This is a genomic window from Microbacterium paludicola, from assembly GCF_039529675.1.
Lineage (GTDB): Bacteria > Actinomycetota > Actinomycetes > Actinomycetales > Microbacteriaceae > Microbacterium > Microbacterium paludicola.
This window is the reverse complement of record NZ_BAAANG010000001.1, coordinates 316,296-335,233: the sequence shown is the minus strand read 5'-3', so window position 1 is coordinate 335,233 and position 18,938 is coordinate 316,296. Positions and strand designations below refer to the sequence as shown.

At 70.6% G+C, this 18,938-nt stretch carries 15 protein-coding genes; 4 read left to right on the top strand and 11 right to left on the bottom strand.

The annotated features are described in order from the left end of the window. The first annotated feature begins 63 nt into the window (after window positions 1–63). Window positions 64–1,230 carry an MFS transporter gene (locus tag ABD161_RS01605; RefSeq protein WP_343999120.1) on the top strand — a complete coding sequence of 389 codons (1,167 nt, stop codon included), beginning with the start codon at window positions 64–66 and terminating at the stop codon, window positions 1,228–1,230. Beyond that, on the top strand, window positions 1,227–2,240 hold the full coding sequence (locus tag ABD161_RS01600; RefSeq protein WP_343999041.1) for a TolB family protein: 1,014 nt from the start codon (window positions 1,227–1,229) through the stop codon (window positions 2,238–2,240). Before ABD161_RS01605 ends, ABD161_RS01600 begins: the two co-directional genes overlap by 4 nt. 22 nt (window positions 2,241–2,262) lie before the next feature. Here ABD161_RS01600 and ABD161_RS01595 read toward each other — a convergent pair whose 3' ends face one another. Further along, window positions 2,263–3,060 carry an enoyl-CoA hydratase-related protein gene (locus tag ABD161_RS01595; RefSeq protein ID WP_343999039.1) on the bottom strand — a complete coding sequence of 266 codons (798 nt, stop codon included), beginning with the start codon at window positions 3,058–3,060 and terminating at the stop codon, window positions 2,263–2,265. Between the two features lie 160 nt (window positions 3,061–3,220). Here ABD161_RS01595 and ABD161_RS01590 point away from each other — a divergent pair, with 160 nt between their 5' ends. Both ABD161_RS01590 and ABD161_RS01585 read left to right on the top strand, forming a co-directional pair. Further along, window positions 3,221–7,003, top strand: coding sequence for a choice-of-anchor I family protein (locus ABD161_RS01590; protein ID WP_343999038.1), 3,783 nt, complete (start codon window positions 3,221–3,223; stop codon window positions 7,001–7,003). 206 nt (window positions 7,004–7,209) lie between these two features. Next, complete coding sequence (locus ABD161_RS01585; protein ID WP_135114419.1) at window positions 7,210–7,797, top strand: hypothetical protein; 588 nt, start codon at window positions 7,210–7,212, stop codon at window positions 7,795–7,797. 3 nt (window positions 7,798–7,800) lie between these two features. Here the strand turns inward: ABD161_RS01585 and ABD161_RS01580 are convergent, their stop codons facing one another. The 10 genes from ABD161_RS01580 to ABD161_RS01535 all read right to left on the bottom strand — a co-directional run bounded on the left by ABD161_RS01580 (window position 7,801) and on the right by ABD161_RS01535 (window position 18,801). Then, window positions 7,801–8,715 carry a cytochrome b/b6 domain-containing protein gene (locus tag ABD161_RS01580; RefSeq protein ID WP_343999036.1) on the bottom strand — a complete coding sequence of 305 codons (915 nt, stop codon included), beginning with the start codon at window positions 8,713–8,715 and terminating at the stop codon, window positions 7,801–7,803. 65 nt (window positions 8,716–8,780) lie between these two features. After that, window positions 8,781–9,794: an aldo/keto reductase family protein gene (locus tag ABD161_RS01575; protein ID WP_135114420.1), complete on the bottom strand. Its 1,014-nt coding sequence runs from the start codon at window positions 9,792–9,794 to the stop codon at window positions 8,781–8,783. 230 nt (window positions 9,795–10,024) lie between these two features. Continuing rightward, window positions 10,025–11,284, bottom strand: a complete 1,260-nt coding sequence (rlmN, locus tag ABD161_RS01570) for a dual-specificity RNA methyltransferase RlmN (protein WP_343999033.1) — start codon at window positions 11,282–11,284, stop codon at window positions 10,025–10,027. Between the two features lie 55 nt (window positions 11,285–11,339). Next, a complete protein-coding gene (locus tag ABD161_RS01565; protein ID WP_343999031.1) occupies window positions 11,340–12,509 on the bottom strand; it encodes a Gfo/Idh/MocA family protein in 1,170 nt (389 codons plus the stop codon). A gap of 4 nt (window positions 12,510–12,513) precedes the next feature. Next, entirely contained in the window at window positions 12,514–13,632 is a 1,119-nt protein-coding gene (locus tag ABD161_RS01560) for a Gfo/Idh/MocA family protein (protein ID WP_343999029.1), read from the bottom strand. Beyond that, window positions 13,617–14,324 (bottom strand): ThuA domain-containing protein, encoded by a 708-nt coding sequence (locus tag ABD161_RS01555; RefSeq protein WP_343999026.1) that lies wholly within the window; start codon window positions 14,322–14,324, stop codon window positions 13,617–13,619. Before ABD161_RS01555 ends, ABD161_RS01560 begins: the two co-directional genes overlap by 16 nt. Before the next feature lie 175 nt (window positions 14,325–14,499). Next, entirely contained in the window at window positions 14,500–15,858 is a 1,359-nt protein-coding gene (locus tag ABD161_RS01550) for an MFS transporter (protein ID WP_343999024.1), read from the bottom strand. Between the two features lie 234 nt (window positions 15,859–16,092). Then, window positions 16,093–16,860, bottom strand: a complete 768-nt coding sequence (locus ABD161_RS01545) for an SDR family NAD(P)-dependent oxidoreductase (RefSeq protein WP_343999022.1) — start codon at window positions 16,858–16,860, stop codon at window positions 16,093–16,095. After that, window positions 16,857–17,837, bottom strand: a complete 981-nt coding sequence (locus ABD161_RS01540; RefSeq protein WP_343999020.1) for a 3-hydroxyacyl-CoA dehydrogenase family protein — start codon at window positions 17,835–17,837, stop codon at window positions 16,857–16,859. Before ABD161_RS01540 ends, ABD161_RS01545 begins: the two co-directional genes overlap by 4 nt. Before the next feature lie 4 nt (window positions 17,838–17,841). After that, a complete protein-coding gene (locus ABD161_RS01535; protein WP_343999018.1) occupies window positions 17,842–18,801 on the bottom strand; it encodes a sugar phosphate isomerase/epimerase family protein in 960 nt (319 codons plus the stop codon). Between the last annotated feature and the right edge of the window lie 137 nt (window positions 18,802–18,938).

Below are 18,938 nucleotides of genomic sequence, written 5' to 3'. Positions count from 1 at the left end.
ATCCCCCCACGTGCGCGACGGGGGCGGGTCTCTTCCACGGTCGTCACGCTCGGCATCGTGTCGATGCTCACCGACATCTCGTCGGAGTCGGTGGCGGCCGTGCTGCCGCTCTACCTGACGAGCGCCATGGGGCTGTCGCTCATCGCCTACGGGTTCGTCGACGGCATCTTCCAGGGCGCCGGCGCCGTGGTGCGGATCGGTGCGGGCTGGGCATCCGACCGCACCGACCGTCCGAAGTGGGTCGCGTTCTCGGGCTACCTGCTGTCCGCCCTGACGCGCGGCTGGCTGATCGCCGCGCAGGGCCTCGCCGCCGTCGCCGCCCTCGTCACGGTCGACCGGATCGGCAAGGGCATCCGCACCGCGCCGCGGGATGCGCTGATCGCGGCGAGCGCGGATCCGGATGACCTCGCGCGGTCGTTCGGGGTGCACCGCGCGCTCGACACCGTCGGCGCGGCCCTCGGTCCGCTGCTTGCCTTCGTGATCCTCTCGGTCATCCCCGACGGCTACACGGCGGTGTTCGTCCTGTCGCTCGGTGCCGCGACGATCGGCGTCGCGATCCTCGGGCTTCTCGTGCCCGATCGCCGGCCGCGGCGGGAGCGAACCGCCACCGGAGCCGCACTGGAACGCGTGCGCTGGCGGAACCTCGCCGAGCCGCGGCTGCGCATCCTGCTCGTCGTCATGGCCGTGCTGAGCCTGCTCACGATCGGCGACGGCTTCCTCTACCTCTCGCTGCAGGAGCGCAGCGGCTTCGCGGCACAGTGGTTCCCCCTGCTGTTCGTCGGCACGAACGTCGTCTACATCGCGCTCGCCACGCCTCTCGGGCGCCTCGCCGACCGCTTCGGCCGCGCGCGGGTGCTCATTCTGGGTCATCTCGGGCTGCTCGGCGCGTACGCCCTGGCGCTCGTTCCCGGCGCGGGGCTCGGTCCCGTCCTCGGATGCCTCGCCCTGCTCGGCGCGTTCTACGCCGCCACCGACGGCGTCCTCGCCGCCGTCGCCGGATCGCTCGTCGACCCGTCGGTGCGGGCGAGCGCGATCGGCGCAGCACAGGCGGTGGTGGCCGTGTGCCGCATGGTGGCCTCGGCGGTGTTCGGCGCGCTCTGGTACGCGCTGGGACGCACCGAGTCGCTGCTGGTCGTGAGCGCGTTGCTGGCGCTGAGCCTGCCGTTCTGCTTCGTCGCGGTGCGGCGCCTGAACCGGCCGCCCTCCGCGGAATCGCAGGCTGTGTCGTGACGGACGGTGCGCTGCCCCGGATGCGGGGGCTCATCCTGACGGGCATCGTCGTCGCCGTGACGGCAGCGGTGGTGCTGTTCGGGCTGAACGCCTACGCGGCGCATGTGAGCGCCCGCGACACCGCGCCCCCGGTCGCCCAGGCTGATCTCGCGACCGTGCGGGCCGATCCGCACATCGTCTTCCGCAGCACCGCGTCCGGCGCCGACCACGGCCGCGTCGCGCTCGTGCCGCTGACGGATCCGGATGGGCCGCGCGCGATCACCGGCGCCACGTGCGACCGCGTGTACGCGGCGGCCGGGCAGGCGACGTGCCTTCGCACCGAGCGCGGCGTCGTCACGACGTTCCAGGGGAGCCTGCTCGACGCATCCTGGAACGAGGTCGCCTCCTGGCCGCTCGCGGGCCTGCCGAGCCGAACGAGGATGTCCTCCGACGGCTCCCTCATTGCGACCACATCGTTCGTCACGGGGCACTCGTACGCCGGCACAGGCTTCTCGACCCGCACCGAGGTGCGCACCACCGCGGGCCGCGACTACGGCAGCATCGAGGACTTCACCCTGCTCGTCGACGGCACCGAGTACGACGCGGTCGACCGCAACATGTGGGGCGTGACGTTCACGGGCGGAGACGGGTTCTACGCCACGGCGGCATCCGCCGGCCGCACCTGGCTCGTGCGCGGCGACCTCGAGGAGCGCACGCTCAGCGCCGTCCGGGAGAACGCGGAGTGCCCCTCGATCTCACCCGACGGCGAGCGTGTCGCGTACAAGAAGAGCCGGGGCGACGGCGAGTGGGCGATCGCGGTGCTCGACCTCGCCACGGGGCGGGAGCGGATGCTCGGCGAGGCGCGCTCCGTCGATGACCAGCCGGAGTGGCTCGATGACGACACCGTGCTCTACGGCCTGCCGCGCGCGGACGAGGCGGGAGTGACCGACGTCTGGGCAATCGACCTCGCCCCGGGCGCCGAGCCGCGGGTGCTCATCCCTCAGGCCTGGTCCCCGTCCGTCGTGCGCTGACGTCGCCCGCCGCCCGAGCGGACTACCGGTGCCGGAACTCCGGAGGGCGCTTCTCGCGGAACGCCGCCATCCCCTCCTTCTGGTCCTCGGTGTCGAACAGCGAGGCGAACAGGTGCTTCTCGAGGCGCAGGCCCTCGGCCAGCGGCACCTCGAGCGCCGCGTCGAGCGCGGCCTTCGCGGCGTACAGCGCGGGAAGCGGCTTGGCCGCGATCCCCTGCGCCAGCGCGTCCGCCTCGTCGAGCAGCTCGGCGGCCGGCACCACGCGCGAGACGAGGCCGATCCGCTCGGCCTCGGCGGCGTCGATCGTGCGGCCCGACAGCACAAGTTCCGCCGCTTTGTAGTAGCCGATCGTGCGGATGAGGCGCTGCGTGCCGCCGATCCCGGGGATGACCCCGAGCGTGATCTCGGGCTGGCCGAACTTCGCGGAGTCGGCGGCGAGGATCACGTCGCACATCATGGCGAGCTCGCACCCGCCGCCGAGCGCGTATCCCGCGACGGCCGCGACGACCGGCGTGCGGATGTCGGCGAACGCGCGCCACTGGTCGAAGCCGCCGCCGACGGCGAAGTCGCGGCCGTGCAGTCCCTCCATCTCCTTGATGTCGGCCCCGGCGGCGAACGCGCGCTCCGATCCGGTCACGACGATCGCGCCGATCCCCTCGTCCGCGTCGAAGGCGGTCGCGGCCGCCACGAGATCCCGCATCACCTGGCGGTTGAGGGCGTTCAGCGCCTCGGGGCGATCGAGCGTGATCCAGCCCACCCTGCCGCGGGTCTCCACCCGGATCGTCTCGTAGGCGTTCGTCTGCGCGTCGCTGTCGGTCATCCTGCCTCCTCGCGTGGGTCCTCCCAGCATGCCAGCCCGCCCCAGGACGAGAGCACGAGCCGATCGTGATGCCCAGTTCACCTTCCCGCAACCTCGGCCGCTTAGGACTGGGGGAAGCGTCGTCCCGAACGCGTTTCCCCCCGTCACCCCGAGGACACCGATGCCTTCTTCCCACCGCTCCCCCGCCGCGCTGGGCCGTCGCGTCGCCGCGACGGCCGCGGCCACCGCCACCGCCTGCGCCCTAGCGCTCGTGCCGTTCTCGGCGAGTGCCGCGATCGTCGCCGACCCCACCAACCACACCGCCGAGGGCGCGCCGTTCACGCTGTCGCCGACCGGCACCTTCGAGACCGGACTGTTCGACGAGGGCGCCTCCGAGATCGTCCAGCACTACGGCGAGCGCCTGTTCTCGGTGAACGCCGCCGCCGGCACGGTGTTCGTGATCGATGCGAGCGACCCGGCGAACCCCACCCAGCTGTTCGAGCTCGGCGCCGAGGGCGCCGTGGCGAACTCGGTCGCGATCCGCGAGGACGGCCTCGGCGTCGTCGCGCTCGAGGATTCGGGCGACAAGACCCTTCCCGGGCGCGTGCTGTTCTTCGACGCGAACGCCGACTCGGCGGACGGCGCCGTGCTCGGCACGGTCGCGGTCGGGTCGCTTCCCGACATGGTCACGGTCTCCCCGGACGGCGCCTACGCGGTCGTCGCCAACGAGGGGGAGCCCGCGGATGACTTCTCGACGGATCCGGAGGGCACGATCAGCGTGATCGCGCTCCCCGAGACGATCGCGAACCCCGGACAGGATGCGGTCGCGACCGCCGACTTCCACGCCTTCGAGGGCGACGCCCTCCCCGAGGGCGTCCGCACGTTCGGCCCGACCCCGCACGGCGACGACCTCCCCGTGTCGCGCAACCTCGAGCCCGAGTACGTCACCGTCTCGGGCACGACCGCCTACGTGACCCTGCAGGAGGCGAACTCGCTCGCGGTGGTCGACCTCACGACCGCCACCGTGACCGACATCCTGCCGCTGGGCACCAAGGACTACGCGGAGGTCGGCATCGACGCCTCCGACCGCGACCCCGAGGACGCACCGACGGTGAACATCGCGAAGTACCCGGGCCTTCACGGCATGTACATGCCCGATGGCATCGCCTCGTACGAGGCGAACGGGCAGACGTTCCTCGTCACCGCCAACGAGGGTGACGTGCGCGAGTGGGGCGACTACGTCGACGCCGCCCGCGTGAAGGATCTGGGCGACGACAACGAGGACACCGACGCCGAGGGCGACATCTACGGCTACGGCCCCGTCTGCGCCGAGCTCGAGCCGCTCGTGGAGGACGACAAGCTCGGCCGCCTCGACGTCTCGATCGAGGACGGCTTCGACGAGGCCCAGGGCTGCTACAGCGAGCTGTACACCTACGGCGGCCGCTCGTTCTCGGTCTGGACCACCACCGGAGACCTGGTGTTCGACTCGGGCGCCGCCTTCGAGGAGATCACCTCGGGCATCGACGGCGTCGTCTTCAACGCCGGTCACGACGACAACGAGGCCGAGAGCCGCAGCGACGCGAAGGGCGTCGAGCCCGAGAACCTCACGATCGGCGAGGTCAACGGCCGCCCCTACGCGTTCATCGGGCTCGAGCGCCTCAGCGGCGTCATGGTCTACGACCTCACCGACCCCGCCGCTCCGGCGTACGTCTCGTACGTCGACAACCGCGACTTCTCGGTGAACCTGGCCGACGAGGTCGAGGCGCTCGAGGAGGCCGGCGCGAGCGAGGCCGAGATCGCGGCGCTCGTGAACTCGGCGGGCGACCTCGGCCCCGAGGGCCTCGACTTCATCCCGGCGGAGGAGTCTCCCACGGGCAAGCCGATGCTCGCCGTGGGCAACGAGGTCACCGGATCGACCACGCTGTGGACGATCGAGGACGGCACGACCGAGGTCCAGGTCCTCACGATCAACGACTTCCACGGCCGCGTCTCGGCGAACGGCGACGAGGCGGGTGCCGCGGTGCTCGCGGGCGCCGTCGCCCAGTACCGGGATGCGAACCCGAACACCCTGTTCGCCTCGGCGGGCGACAACATCGGCGCCTCGACGTTCACGTCGTTCATCGCCGACGACGAGCCGACGATCGACGCGCTGTCGGCCGGCGGCCTGGACGTCTCGGCGGTGGGCAACCACGAGTTCGACCAGGGCTTCTCCGACCTCACCGACCGTGTCATCCCCCGCTTCGCGGAGAAGACCGGCATGGACGGGACGGAGTTCGCGCTCGGCGCCAACGTCTACAAGAAGGGCACGACCGAGCCCGCGCTCAAGGAGTACGCGATCCGCGAGGTCGGCGGCGTGAAGGTCGGCTTCATCGGCACCGTCACGTCGGACACCGCGACGCTCGTGAGCCCCGCGGGGATCGCCGACATCGAGTTCGGCGACCAGCTCGAGGCGGCGAACCGCGTGGCCGAGGAGATCACCGCCTCGGGCGAGGCGGACGTCGTTGTGCTGCTGACCCACTCGGGCTCGGCCGGCGAGGACTGCGAGGCCCTGGCGACGGAGAAGTCGGAGTACGGCGACCTCGTCCGCGGCGCCTCCGCTGACATCGACGCCATCGTGTCGGGTCACACGCACCAGCTCGTCGACTGCGAGGTCGACGGCCGCCCGGTCATCCAGGCCCACCAGTACGGCACCACGCTCGGTGCCCTCGACATCGTCGTCGACTCGGCGACGAACGAGCTGATCTCCATCGCCGGCTCGACCGTCGACCTCGTCGACGACTCGGGCGAGGAGCCGGTGGCGAACTTCCCCGCCGATGAGACGGTGGCGCAGATCGTCGCCGACGCCGAGGCCGAGGCCGAGGTGCTGGGATCCGTCGCCGTCGGAAAGATCTCGGCGGACATCCTGCGCGGCGGAACGCCGTCGGGCGACGACCGCGGCGTGGAGTCGACGATGGGCAACCTCGTCGCCGACATCTACCTCTGGGCGACGTCGGAGTACGAGAACTACGGCGGGGAGCAGGATGCGCAGATCGCGCTGATGAACCCCGGCGGCCTGCGCGACGACCTGCTCTTCGAGGGCGACGGCACCGTCACCTACGCCGACGTCGCGGCGGTCCAGCCGTTCGGCAACACGCTCGTGACGCTGACCCTGACCGGTGAGCAGCTCGCACAGGTGCTCGAGGAGCAGTGGCAGCCCGGGGCCGAGCGTCCCAAGCTGCACCTGGGCGTCTCGGAGGGCTTCGCGTACGAGTACGTCGAGGACGCTCCCGCGGGCGAGCACATCGTGAACATGACCTACCAGGGCGAGGAGATCGCGCCGACGGATGAGTTCGTCGTCGTGACGAACTCGTTCCTCGCGTCGGGCGGCGACGGGTTCACCACGCTCGCCGAGGGCACCGGTACCGCCGACTCGGGCCTCGTGGACCTCGCGGCCACGGTCGACTACTTCGAGGCCGTCGACGTCGTCGACCCTGCCCCGCTCGGCCGCGCCAGCGTCTGGACCGAGCCGCAGCCGACCCCGACGCCGGCGCCGACCGAGACGCCGGAGCCGCAGGATCCGGCCGGTGCGTGGGTCGAGATCGAGCTGAGCTCGACCACGGTCGAGCAGGGCGGAACGCTCGGCGTCGAGCTGACGGGCCTCGAGCCCGGCCAGGTCGTCGGCGCCACGCTGTTCAGCGACCCGATCGTCGTCGAGGGTCTCCCGGCCGCCGACGCGAACGGTGCGATCGCGTTCGACATCGCCATCCCGGCCGACTTCGAGGTGGGCCCGCACACGCTCGAGATCACGTCGGAGGGCCTCGACCCGGTGACGGCGCAGCTCTCCGTCGTCGCCTCGGGCGCACTCGCGGCAACCGGCGCGCAGCAGTCGCCGTGGGGCCTCGCCCTCGCCGCGGCCGGCCTCATCGCCGCCGGTGGTCTTCTCCTGATCCTGCGTCGTCGCGGGGGCGTGCCGATGGCACGATGACGACGCATCCGCCGGCTCTCTGACCGGTGGAACGAGGCCCCTGCCGTCTATCGGGTGACGTCAGGGGCCTCACTCTTTCCCGCCTTCCGTCGCGACGCCCGCTGAACAGGATGGGGAGCCCTGCCCGCCACGAGGGTGGTGGATCATCGTGTGCGGCGCGCACAGGGGAACAGCGCCGCGAATCCCTCGACGATCGGAGCCGACCGATGCGAATCCCCGCGCTGCTTGGTGCGCTCGTCCTCGCCGTCACGGCCAGCGTGACCGTCGCCCCCGCGGCGAACGCGGCCTCATCCTGCCCGCCCGGCATCCTGCCCGCCCGGCGTCGAGAAGCTGCGGCCCTACCCGGCGGCGTGATCGCGATGGCTCGTCCGTCCGCGGCCAGCGCGTCCCTCCTCGGGCTCGCACTGATGCTCACCGCCTGCGCGTCCGCCCCCGCGCCGGCGCCCGCCGAGAACTCGGGCGGCGTCTCGTCCTCCTCCGCGTGCGCCGCGGCGACGCTGACCATGTCCCCGGATCGCGGCACGCCGGGCACCCGGTTCGACGTCGCCGGCGAGGGCTACGTGGTGTGCGGGGACACAGGCCAGCCGACGAGCGCCGACGCCGTCTCGGTCGTCGACGTCCACTGGATCCAGGACGGCGAGACCGTGGACCTCGGCGAGGCGAGCGTCGCCGAGGACGGCACGCTCAGCGGATCCTTCACCGTCCCGGAGGACGCCGGTCCCGGCGAGGCCGAGCTGATGGCGGGCGACGGCCTGCACGTCAGCTCCGAGCCCGCGACGTTCACCGTCGAGTGAGGCTCAGCGGGACGGGCGCATCCGGACGTCGCCGAAGAGCTGCGCGATCGGCGCGATGACGCGGTCGCGTGCCGCGATCCATCCGCCGGCCATCGCGACGAGCGAGGCGACGAAGATCCAGAAGCCCGTCCAGTTGACGGCATCCTGCCCGCCGTACATCGCGTTCAGGTTGCGCAGCGCGCCCGTCGCGAGCACAAGACCGACGTGGACGATCACGAAGCCGACGAAGAACAGCATCGTCGGGAAGTGGATGGCCTTCGCCAGGTCGACCGGGAACGCGCGGTTGAGGCGCGAGTCGCCGCGGGGCCAGAACGCGCTCAGCCGCGCGCCCGTCAGGATGGCGAGGGGCGTCGCGAGGAACACGATCGCGAAGTAGAACAGCTGCTGCAGGCCGTTGTATCCGGTCCAGCCGCCGTGGGTCGGCCAGTCGAGCGAGACGTACTGGATCAGCGCCGAGAGCGCGTGCGGGAACACGTCGAGGCTCGTCGGGACGATGCGCACCCAGTGCCCCGTGGCGAACAGCAGCACAACGTACGCGACGCCGTTGAGCATCCAGAGGACGTCGATCGCGAGGTGGAACCAGATCGTGAGGCTCATCCTGCGCTTCTTCACGCGTCGCGACGTCCAGAGCCCTCTCGGGGTCTTCTCGCCGCGGATCCGGATGCCGGACCGGATGATCAGCAGCAGGAAGAACGCGTTCAGGAAGTGCGTCCAAGACAGCCAGGGCGGGATGCCGATGCCCTGCCCCTCGGGGAGCGGGGGCGTGCCGGGGTACGCGGCGAGAAAAGCCTCGACCGGGCCGAGCGACGAGACCCAGCGCGTGAAGAACACGACCGTGAAGGCGAGCGCGGTGAGCGCGGCGATGCCGAAGAGCCCGTAGACGACACGCAGCGGCGTCGGGAGGCGGGCAGAGGTCACGAGTAGATCATGCCAAGGTTCGCCGGGAGGACGCCGTCCGGCGCCCTCCCGGCGGTAACACGACGTCAGACGAGGCGCGACTTCGGCGACACGCTGTAGGTGCCCTCGGCGTCGTCGTTCACGACGCCGGCGAGGGCCTCGTCGATCGCCGTCATCACGTCGGCCTCGAGCTTGACACCCGACGCCTTGACGGTGTCGGCGAGCTGCTCGGGACGCGAGGCGCCGACGAGCGCCGCCGCGACGTTCGGGTTCTGCAGCACCCACGCGATCGCGAGCTGCGGCATCGTGAGGCCGGCCTGCTCGGCGATCGGCTTGAGCTTCTGCACGGCGGTGAGCACCTCGTCGCGCAGCCAGCCCTGGATGAAGTTCGCGCCGCTCTTCTCGTCGGTCGCGCGGCTTCCCTCGGGCACCGGCTGACCGGGGAGGTACTTGCCGCTCAGCACGCCCTGCGCCATCGGCGACCAGACGATCTGCGAGATCCCGAGCTCCTCGGAGGCGGGGACGACCTTGCCCTCGATCACGCGGTGGAGCATCGAGTACTGCGGCTGGTTCGAGACCAGCTGGAACCCCAGCTGCTTCGCCAGGGCGTGGCCCTCGCGCAGCTGCTCGGCCGTCCACTCCGAGACGCCGATGTAGAGCGCCTTGCCCTGGCGCACGATGTCGGCGAAGGCCTGCATCGTCTCCTCGAGCGGGGTCTCGTAGTCGTAGCGGTGCGCCTGGAACAGGTCGACGTACTCGACGTTCAGGCGGCGCAGCGACCCGTGGATCCCGTCCATGATGTGCTTGCGCGACAGGCCGGTGTCGTTCGGTCCCATCGGGCCGATCGGGAAGTAGACCTTCGTGAAGATCTCGAGCCCCTCGCGACGCTGGCCCTTCAGCGCCTCGGCGAGCACCTCCTCGGCCGCAGTGTTGGCATAGGTGTCGGCAGTGTCGAACGTGGTGATGCCGGCGTCGAGCGCGGCGTGGACCGTGGCGATCGCGGCGTCGTTCTCGACCTGCGACGCGTGGGTCACCCAGTTGCCGTAGGTGATCTCCGAGACCTTGAAGCCGCTGTTGCCGAGATAGCGATAGTTGACCATGGCCTAACGCTATCGCGCGCCGGGGGGTGCGACGGCGCGAATTCGCCTGATCAGGCTATTAATCTGTCGCAGCTCTGGGATTCAGAGCCGGAGCAGATCGACTGACCTCGCCGAGAGCACATCCGGCGTCGCGAGCAGGTATCTCCGCCGCGAGAAGGCATGCGTGCAGATGCCTGCTGGGCGTCGGGATGCCTGCTCGGCGGCAGGCGGGGTGCGAGCGGCGGCAGGCCTCAGACGGCGGCGGTCGCGGCCGCCTGGTCCTCTTCCGTCGCCACGAGCTGACCGCAGGCGCCGTCGATCTCCTTGCCGCGGGTGTCGCGGATGGTGGTCGGCACGCCGGCGTCGTTGAGGCGGCGCACGAACTCGCGCTGGACGGAGCGCTCCGACGCATCCCAGACGGATCCGGGGGTCGGGTTGAGGGGGATCGGGTTCACGTGCACCCAGCCTCGGCCGCGGGCGTTGAGCTTCTCGGCGAGCAGATCGGCGCGCCACGGGTGGTCGTTCATGTCGCGGATCAGCGCGTACTCGATGGACACCCGGCGGCCGGTCTTCTCGAAGTAGCCGCGCGCGGCATCCAGCACCTCGTCGACCTTCCAGCGCGAGTTGACCGGGATCAGCTCGTCGCGGAGCTCGTCGTCGGGCGCGTGAAGCGAGAGCGCGAAGGTGACGGGGATGTCCTCATCCGCCAGCTTCCGGATGGCCGGCGCGAGACCGACGGTCGAGACCGTGATGCCGCGGGCGCTCATCCCGAGGCCGTCCTTCTTGTCGACCATCGTGCGGACGGCGTGCATCACGCGGGCGTAGTTCGCCAGCGGCTCGCCCATCCCCATGAAGACGATGTTCGTGACGCGCTCGTCGGCGTGCTCGCGCTTGCCGAGCTCGCCGTTCGCGATGGCGCGGTTCGCGCGCACGATCTGCTCGATGATCTCGGCCGACGACATGTTGCGCGTCAGGCCCGCCTGGCCGGTGGCGCAGAACGGGCAGTTCATGCCGCAGCCCGCCTGCGACGAGACGCACAGGGTGATGCGGCCGGGATAGCGCATCAGCACCGACTCGACGAGCGCGCCGTCGTGCAGGCGCCAGAGGAACTTGATGGTGTCGCCGTTGTCGGTCTGCAGACGACGCACCTCGGTGAGGAGGTTCGGCAGCATGCCGGCGACGAGCTCCTCGCGGCCGGCGGCCGGAAGGTCGGTCATGTCGGCCGGGTCGCTCGTCCAGTGCTGGAAGTAGTGCTTCGCCAGCTGCTTCGCGCGGAAGCCCGGCAGGCCGAGCTCCTTCGCCTTCTCGACGCGCTGCTCGGGCGTGAGGTCGGCGAGGTGCACGGGCGGCTTGCCGCGCTTCGGGCTCGCGAACTGGAGCAGCGGGCGACCCGTCTCATCCTTCGCCTGCTGCCATCCCTCGGTCTTGGGGCGCACCTGACGCACGCCGGTCGCACGGACGGGCGTGTTCACAGGCCTGTCGGAGGGAGTGCGCGCGGGCGTGTCGGTCATGGGGTCAAGGCTACGGGAGAGCGGCTGGGATCACGCTGGTGCGCCCGCCGCAGGATCAGCCCTCCAGCGCGACCCACCCCGCCCCGGCGGCCGCCGAGCGCTCCACCGCGTCGAGCACCCGCTGCACGTACAGGCCATCCTCGTACGAGGGGCTCGGCGCGGTGCCGGCGGCGACGGCGCGGGCGAACTCCACCACCTCGTGCGTGAACGTGTGCTCGTAGCCGAGGCCGTGGCCCGCGGGCCACCACGCGTCGAGGTGCGGATGCTCCGGCTCTGTCGCGACGATGCGACGGAAGCCCGCCTCGGCGCCCGGCAGCGTGTGGTCGTGGAACTCGAACTCGTTCATCCGCTCGAAGTCGAAGGCGACGGATCCCTTCGAGCCGTTGATCTCGATCCGGATCGCGTTCTTGCGTCCCGCGGCGAAGCGCGTCGCCTCGAACGTGGCGAGCGCGCCGCCGTCGGTGCGGGCGATGAAGACCGCGGCGTCGTCGACGTCCACGACGCCCGTCCCCTCGCCGGCCGTCGCGGCGAGCGAACCGGAGGAGGCGACGAGCGGCCGCTCCTTCACGAAGGTCTCGGTCAGGGCGCTCACTCCCGTCAGGCGCTGGCCCGTGAGGAACGTCGCCATGTCGACGATGTGCGCGCCGATGTCGCCGAGCGATCCGGATCCCGCCTTGTCGCGCTGCAGGCGCCAGACGAGCGGGAAGTCCTCGTCCACGATCCAGTCCTGCAGGTACGTGGCGCGGATGTGGCGGATCGTGCCGATCCGGCCGTCCTCGATCAGCTTCTTCATCGCCCCGAGCGCGGGCGTGCCGCGGTAGCTGAAGCCGACCATCGACTGCACGCCCTTCGCGCGGGCGTCGGCGGCGATGCGGGCCATCCGTTCGGCGTCGGCGACCGAGTTGGCGAGCGGCTTCTCGCACAGCACGTGCTTTCCGGCGGCGAGCGCGGCATCCGAGATCTCGGCGTGAAGGTCGCCCGGCACGCAGATGTCGACCGCGTCGATGTCCGGGTCGTTCACGGCGTCGCGCCAGTCGGTCGCCCATCGCGGGATGTCGAACCGGTGGGCGAAGTCGGCAACGGCGGTCTCGTCGCGGCCGACCACGAGGTCGACGCGGGCCTCGACGTCGAAGAAGCGCGGGGCGGTCTGCCACGCCTGGGCGTGGATCTTCCCCATGAAGGAGTAGCCGATCAGGGCGACGCGGAGGGCGGGCTTGTGATGCATCGGATCAATCCAGTTCCGTGAGCGGGACGGGGGCGGGGCGGTCGCACGTGCTGGCGACCTCGATCGCGCGGCCCTCGTGGGCGGCGCGGATGAACGACTCCATGACATCGAGCACGTGGAAGGCGAGCGCGCCGGACGCGCGCGGCGCGGCGCCCGTGGCCACGAAGTCCTGCAGCGCGATGCCGCGGCCGGCGTCGACGTACCCACCGGAGGGCGGGATCGTCTGCCACCCGTCACCGCCGAGCGCGTTGACCTCGACGTCTCCGGCGAAGTGGTTCGGGTCGGGCACGATCATCGATCCGGCGGTGCCATGGATCTCGATGTTCGACGAGCGCGTCGCGACCGCGTCGAACGACATCACGAGGGTCGACAGCGCGCCCGACTCGTGCACGAGCACTCCGGTGACGTGGGTGTCGACGTCGACCGGGATGACCTCGCCCGCGCGGGATCCGGACCCGATCGCCCGCTCGTCTCGCAGGCTGCTCGCGGCGCCGACGACCGAGACCACGGGCCCGAGCAGCGTCACGAGCGCCGAGATGTAGTACGGCCCCATGTCGAACAGGGGGCCGCCGCCCGGCTGGTAGTAGAAGTCGGGGTTCGGGTGCCAGCGCTCGTGACCCGGGGTCAGCATGACCGCGGTGGCGGCGATCGGTTGCCCGATGAGGCCCTCGTCGATGGCCGCGCGCGCGGTCTGCGTGCCGGTGCCGAGCACCGTGTCGGGCGCGCAGCTCGCGACGAGGCCCGCCTCGGCGGCGGCATCCAGCACGGCGCGCGCCGCCGAGGTCACGGCCGCCAGCGGCTTCTCGCCGTGCACGTGCTTGCCGGCGCGGATCGCGGCGAGCGCGATCGCATCGTGCGCGGCGGGGATCGTGAGGTTCAGCACGAGATCCACGTCGGGGTCGGCGATGAGCTCGTCGACCGTCAGCGCCCGGGCGCCGTCCACGCGGGCCGCCACCGCCTCGGCGCGCGACCGGTCGAGATCGGCCGCGGCGACGAGCCGCACGTCGGGAAGGCGCGGCAGCGTCTGCAGGTACTGCTCGACGATGTTGCCGCATCCGACGACGCCGACCCGGAGGGGACCGGATCCCGGGGTCCAGGCCCCGCGCGTCACCGGCTCGCCCACAGCATCCCCCGCTCGATGATCGTGCGGACGTTCGGGCCCTCGAGCACGTCGACCGAGTGGCCCGGCGTGGCGACGAAGATCCGCCCCTTACCCCACAGGCGCGTCCAGACCGCCGGCGATGTGATGGGGCGGTGCCACGGGTGGTACGGCTGCGTGGGGTGCGTTGTGGTCGCCAGCACGTCGATCAGGTCGTCGTGCAGCACCCAGTACTGCTCGGTGTTCAGCTCGAAGTCGTCGATCCCGGCGGTGATCTCGTGCGTGCGACCGAGGTCGGTGATCTCGACCGTGTAGGGAAGGTAGTTGTCCTCCTCGTTCCCCGGCCGCTCGTCGGGGTGCCGTCCCGGATGCGTCGCGAACTGCCCGCCGATGAGCTGCAGATAGTCGGAGCTGTTGCGATACGAGTCGGCGATGCCGCCGTGCCATCCGGCCATCCCGGTGCCCGCCTCGATCGCCGCGCGCAGCCCGAGCAGCTCGTCCTTCTCGATCGTGTTCATCGTGTTGCACTGGACGATGAGGTCGGTCGCCGCCATGACGTCGGCGTCGGCGTAGACGGCGGGGCTCTCCTCGATCCGCACGTCGAAGCCGTTCTCCCGCAGGAACGGGATGAACAGCTCGGTCGCCTCGACGGGGTGATGCCCGTCCCATCCGCCGCGCACGACGAGGGCCTGGCGCTGCCTGGCGGGTTCGGACATCGGGTTCTCCTTCATCGACGACGCTGTTGCTGAGGGGATCGGCGCGCCGAGGGGCGCACCGTCGCCAATCTATCTGTGAGCCGGGATGCGCGGCCGCGGCGCCGGCTGAGCCGCAACGAGGCGGTCGACCACCCGCACCAGCCGGTCGTCTCCGCCGATGATCGGCGTGACGCGATCAGTGGGAGGGCGTCGTCAGCGCCTCCTCCTCCAGCAGGTCGTCCGCCTTCGCCCGGAAGTACCGGGTTCCCGCGATCATCGCGGCGGCGAGGAACGCGAACACACCGAGCGAGACGACTCCCCACGCGCCGCTGTCGGTCGGCATCGCCTCGTTGAAGGCGGTGCGCATCAGCGGCGCGACGAACCCGCCGAGGTTTCCGAGCGAGTTGATCAGGCCGATACCCGCCGCCGCGGCCGTTCCGGTGAGGAACGCCGTGGGGTACGACCAGGTGATCGGGCCGACCGAGAGGAAGCTCGCCACGGCGACCGTGATGCACAGGATGCCGAGCACCGGCTGGTTCGAGGCACCCGCCCACGCGGAGCCGAGGATGAACACTCCCGTGAGGATGTAGAAGATCGTCCCCCAGTTGCGCCGGCGCTTGATCGTGTTGGCCTTGTTGCCGAAGTAGTAGCAGGCGAACAGGCCGACGAGCCACGGAATGGCGGCGACCAGGCCGACCTGCCAGCCGACCTCCTGGCCGATGAGCCCCGACACCTGCTGCGGCAGGTAGAACGTCGTGCCGTACACCGCGATCTGCAGGCAGAAGTAGATGACGGTGAAGTACCAGACCTTCCAGTTCGACATCGCGCGCCAGACGCCGGTCGGGCCGTCCTCCTGCCGCACCGAGTCCTCGCGCTCCATGACGTCGATCAGCGCGGCCTTCTCATCCGGATCCAGCCACTTCGCCTTCTGCGGGCTGTCGATCAGGAGGAAGATCGCCGCGATTCCGGCGATGACCGCGAGCATCCCCTCGCTGAAGAACATCACCTGCCAGCCCGCCCACGGGGTGTACTGGTCACCGAAGCTGATCAGGCCGCCCGAGAGCGGAGCCCCGAGCATCTGCGAGAAGGGCTGCGCGAGGTAGAAGATCGCGAACATGCGCACGCGCACCTTGTTCGGGAACCACTCGGCGAGGAACATGATCACGCCCGGGAACAGACCAGCCTCGGTCACACCGAGCAGGAACCGCAGGATGATGAACATCGTGTCGTTCGTCGTGAACGCGAACGCCGCCGCGACGATGCCCCACGTGATCGCGATGCGGGCGAGCCACCAGCGGGCCCCGAACTTCTTCAGCAGCAGGTTGCTGGGGATCTCGAAGATCGCGTAGCCGATGAAGAAGATGCCCGCGCCGAGCGCGAACGCGCCCGCCGAGATCCCGCGCTCCATCTGCAGCGCGTCCTCCGCGAAGCCGACGTTCGTGCGGTCGAGGAAGGCGACGAAGTACAGGATGACGAGCATCGGCATGAGGTGCCGTGTCGCCTTGCGGACCGCACTGGCGAGAGGCTCCGTCCGCAGTGTCGCGGTGTCTGCCATGAGTGAACTCTCCTTTGAGTGTCTTTGGGATGAGGACCGGATGGGCCGGCCGCGGGGGCCGGCCCGATCGCGGGGGCCGGCCCGATCGCGGTGGCTGGCCGCGGTTGTCGGGCCGATCAGCCGGCGAGCATCTCCGGGACGATCAGCCAGATGCCGATCGCGACCAGGACGATGCCCAGGCCCAGGAAGATCAGGCGGCTCTTCGACCAGCTGCGCAGATTCATGGATGTCCCGTCAGTGCATGTAGGTGCCGCCGTCGATGTTCAGGGTCTGGCCCGTCACATAGCCGGCGTCTTCGCTGATGAGGTAGGCGATTCCCGCCGCGACGTCGCGCGGGGTGCCGATCCGGCCGAGCACGCCGTCGGCCGCCATGGTGCTCTTGCGCTCCTCCGTGAGCGTGCCGCCCATGATGTCGGTGTCGATCGGGCCGGGCGCGATGGCGTTGACCGTGACGCCGTGCCGGCCGAGCTCGCGCGCCACCGACCGCGTGAAGCCGATCACGCCGGCCTTCGCGGCCGAGTAGGCGGTCTTCGAGAACGTGCCACCGCCGCGCTGGGCCGAGATCGACGACATGCTGACGACGCGGCCGACGCCGTTCGCGGTCATCGTCTCGACGGCGCGACGGGTGGCGTAGTGGACGCCGTTGAGGTTCACGCCGATCACGCGGTTCCACTCGTCCGGCGTGACCTCGAGGTACGGGTCGGCCGACGAGACCCCGGCGAGGTTCACGAGCGCGACCAGCTGCGGCAGCTGCGGCTCGAGCGCGTCGAACGCGGCACGCACCTGCTGCTCGTCGGCGACGTTCGCGCCGGCGCCGGCCGCCGAGACACCGTGGGTCTCGGCGACCTCGGCCGCGACGGCCTGAGCGGCGGACTCGTCGAGGTCGATGATCCCGACGCTCCAGCCCCGCTCGGCGAGGAAGTGGGCGGTCGCCCGGCCGATGCCGCGGGGAGAGGCCGCGCCGGTGAGGATCACGCTGCGCTGTTCGGGGAACGTCGTCATGCGGTCGCCTCCCGGGCCTCGTCGGCGGGCGCGTGGATCGGGGCCGGCCCGAGCTCGTCGAGCAGCTTCTGCATCGCGACGTACGCCTTGTTGCGGTACGCGATCAGCTCGGGCGTGCGCTCGGTGGGCAGGTCGAGGAAGCCGCCGCCCGACTTCGTGCCCAGCTTGCCGGCGTCGACGAGCTCCTTGAGCGCGGCCGGGGTGGCGAAGCGCTCGGGCCAGCGGGTCTGCAGCGACTCGTAGCAGAACGCGTAGACGTCGAGCCCGGCCATGTCGGCGATCGCGAACGGGCCGAAGAACGGCAGCCGGAATCCGAACGTGGTGCGGACGATCGTGTCGATGTCGGTCGCCGACGCGACGCCCTCCTCGACGAGCTGCGAGGCCTCGGCGAACAGCGCGTACTGCAGGCGGTTCAGCACAAAGCCCGTCGAGTCCTTGACCCGCGCCGTCTGCTTTCCCGTCGCCTGCACGATCTCCTCGACGAACGGCAGGAGCGCCTCGTCCGTCCCCTCGTGGGGGATGATCTCCACGCCCGGGATGAACGGCGCCGGGTTCGAGAAGTGAACACCGAGGAAGCGCTCCGGGCGCTCCACCGCGGTCGCGAGGGAGGCGATCAGGATCGTCGACGTGTTGGATCCGATGACCGCATCCGGACGGGCCGCCTGCGAGATCCGCGAGAGGGTCGCGTGCTTGATCTCGATCTTCTCGGGCACCGCCTCCTCGATGAAGTCGGCGTCGGCGACGGCGTCCTCGATCGACTCGGCCGCGCTGATCCGATCCTGGATCCGCTGCACCGCGTCATCCGGGAACAGACCGTCGGCGACGAACTGGCCGGCCTCGGTGATCAGGCGCTCGAGGTTGGCGGCGGCGATCTCGGCGGAGAGGTCGGCGATGCGGACGTCGTAGCCGGCGAGGGCCAGCACCTGGGCGATGCCGCCGCCCATGTAGCCCGAGCCGACGATGGCGATGGTGGTCATTCGGTCACTCCTTGATGTCGGTGACGGTGCGGGGGATGAGCGTGCGCAGGTACGCCGCGTTCGTGGCGCAGACGCCGAGCGAATCGCCGCCGTACTGCTCCATGAGGAAGATGCCGCGGAAGCCGTGGTCGTGGATGGCGTCGCGGACGACCTGGCGGTAGTTGATGAGGCCGAGCTCCATCGACGTGGGAACGGAGGTCGCCCACGAGCCGTCGGCCGCCTCGTCGCGCGTGTAGTTCTTCACGTGCCAGTAGTTCGTGTACGGGAGGGTCTTCGCGAACATCTCGCGCCAGTCCTCGATGGGCCGGTGAAGACGGATGAGGTTGGGGATGTCGGGGTTGATGCCGACGTTGTCGAGGCCGATGTCCTCGATCAGGCGCACGGCGCTGTCGGCCGTGCCGACGTACGTGTCCTCGTACATCTCGAGCGACATCTGCAGCCCGACCTCGGCGGCGTGACGGCCGAGCTCACGCAGGCGCGTGACGGCGGCGCTCCAGACCTCGGGGTCATCCGGATCCTTCGGCCCCTGCGCGGTCCAGAACCACAGCGCCTTGCGCTGCGCCTCGGTGAAGGGCTGGTGAAGGCCGGTGGAGAAGACGTCCATCCCCCACTCGGCCGCGGCGTCGATCGTGCGGTGGGCGTAGGCGAGGTTCTGCTCCTCGCGGCCCGGCCAGATCACGCTCTGACGCTGAAGGTGAACGCTCGGGATCCGCACGCCGTGCGCCTTGGCGATCGACAGGAACTCGTCGGTGCGGCTCGCGTCGAGGTCGGCGGGGCGCACGTGGCTGTCGGCGAGCTCGGCGAGCGTGAAGCCGACGTCCTCGATCTGCTCGAACATGTCGTCCCAGACCTCGGGGGACGCGTCATGCAGGGCAGTGCCGTCCTTGCCGACGGTCGGGAACCCGTGCAGGCAGGTCGCGATGGGCCAGGCTTCCCTGGTGTACTCGTACGAGGAAGTCGCCATAGGTGTGCTCCGTTGCATTCCGAGCGCCATCGTGGCGCCACCGAAGATCCTATAGGATCGAGGGAGCGGGTAGTCAAGGGGGCTGGGTCGCCGGGGGCTGTTCTAGGCCCTGGGTGGGGGTTGGTCGGCGGGTGATC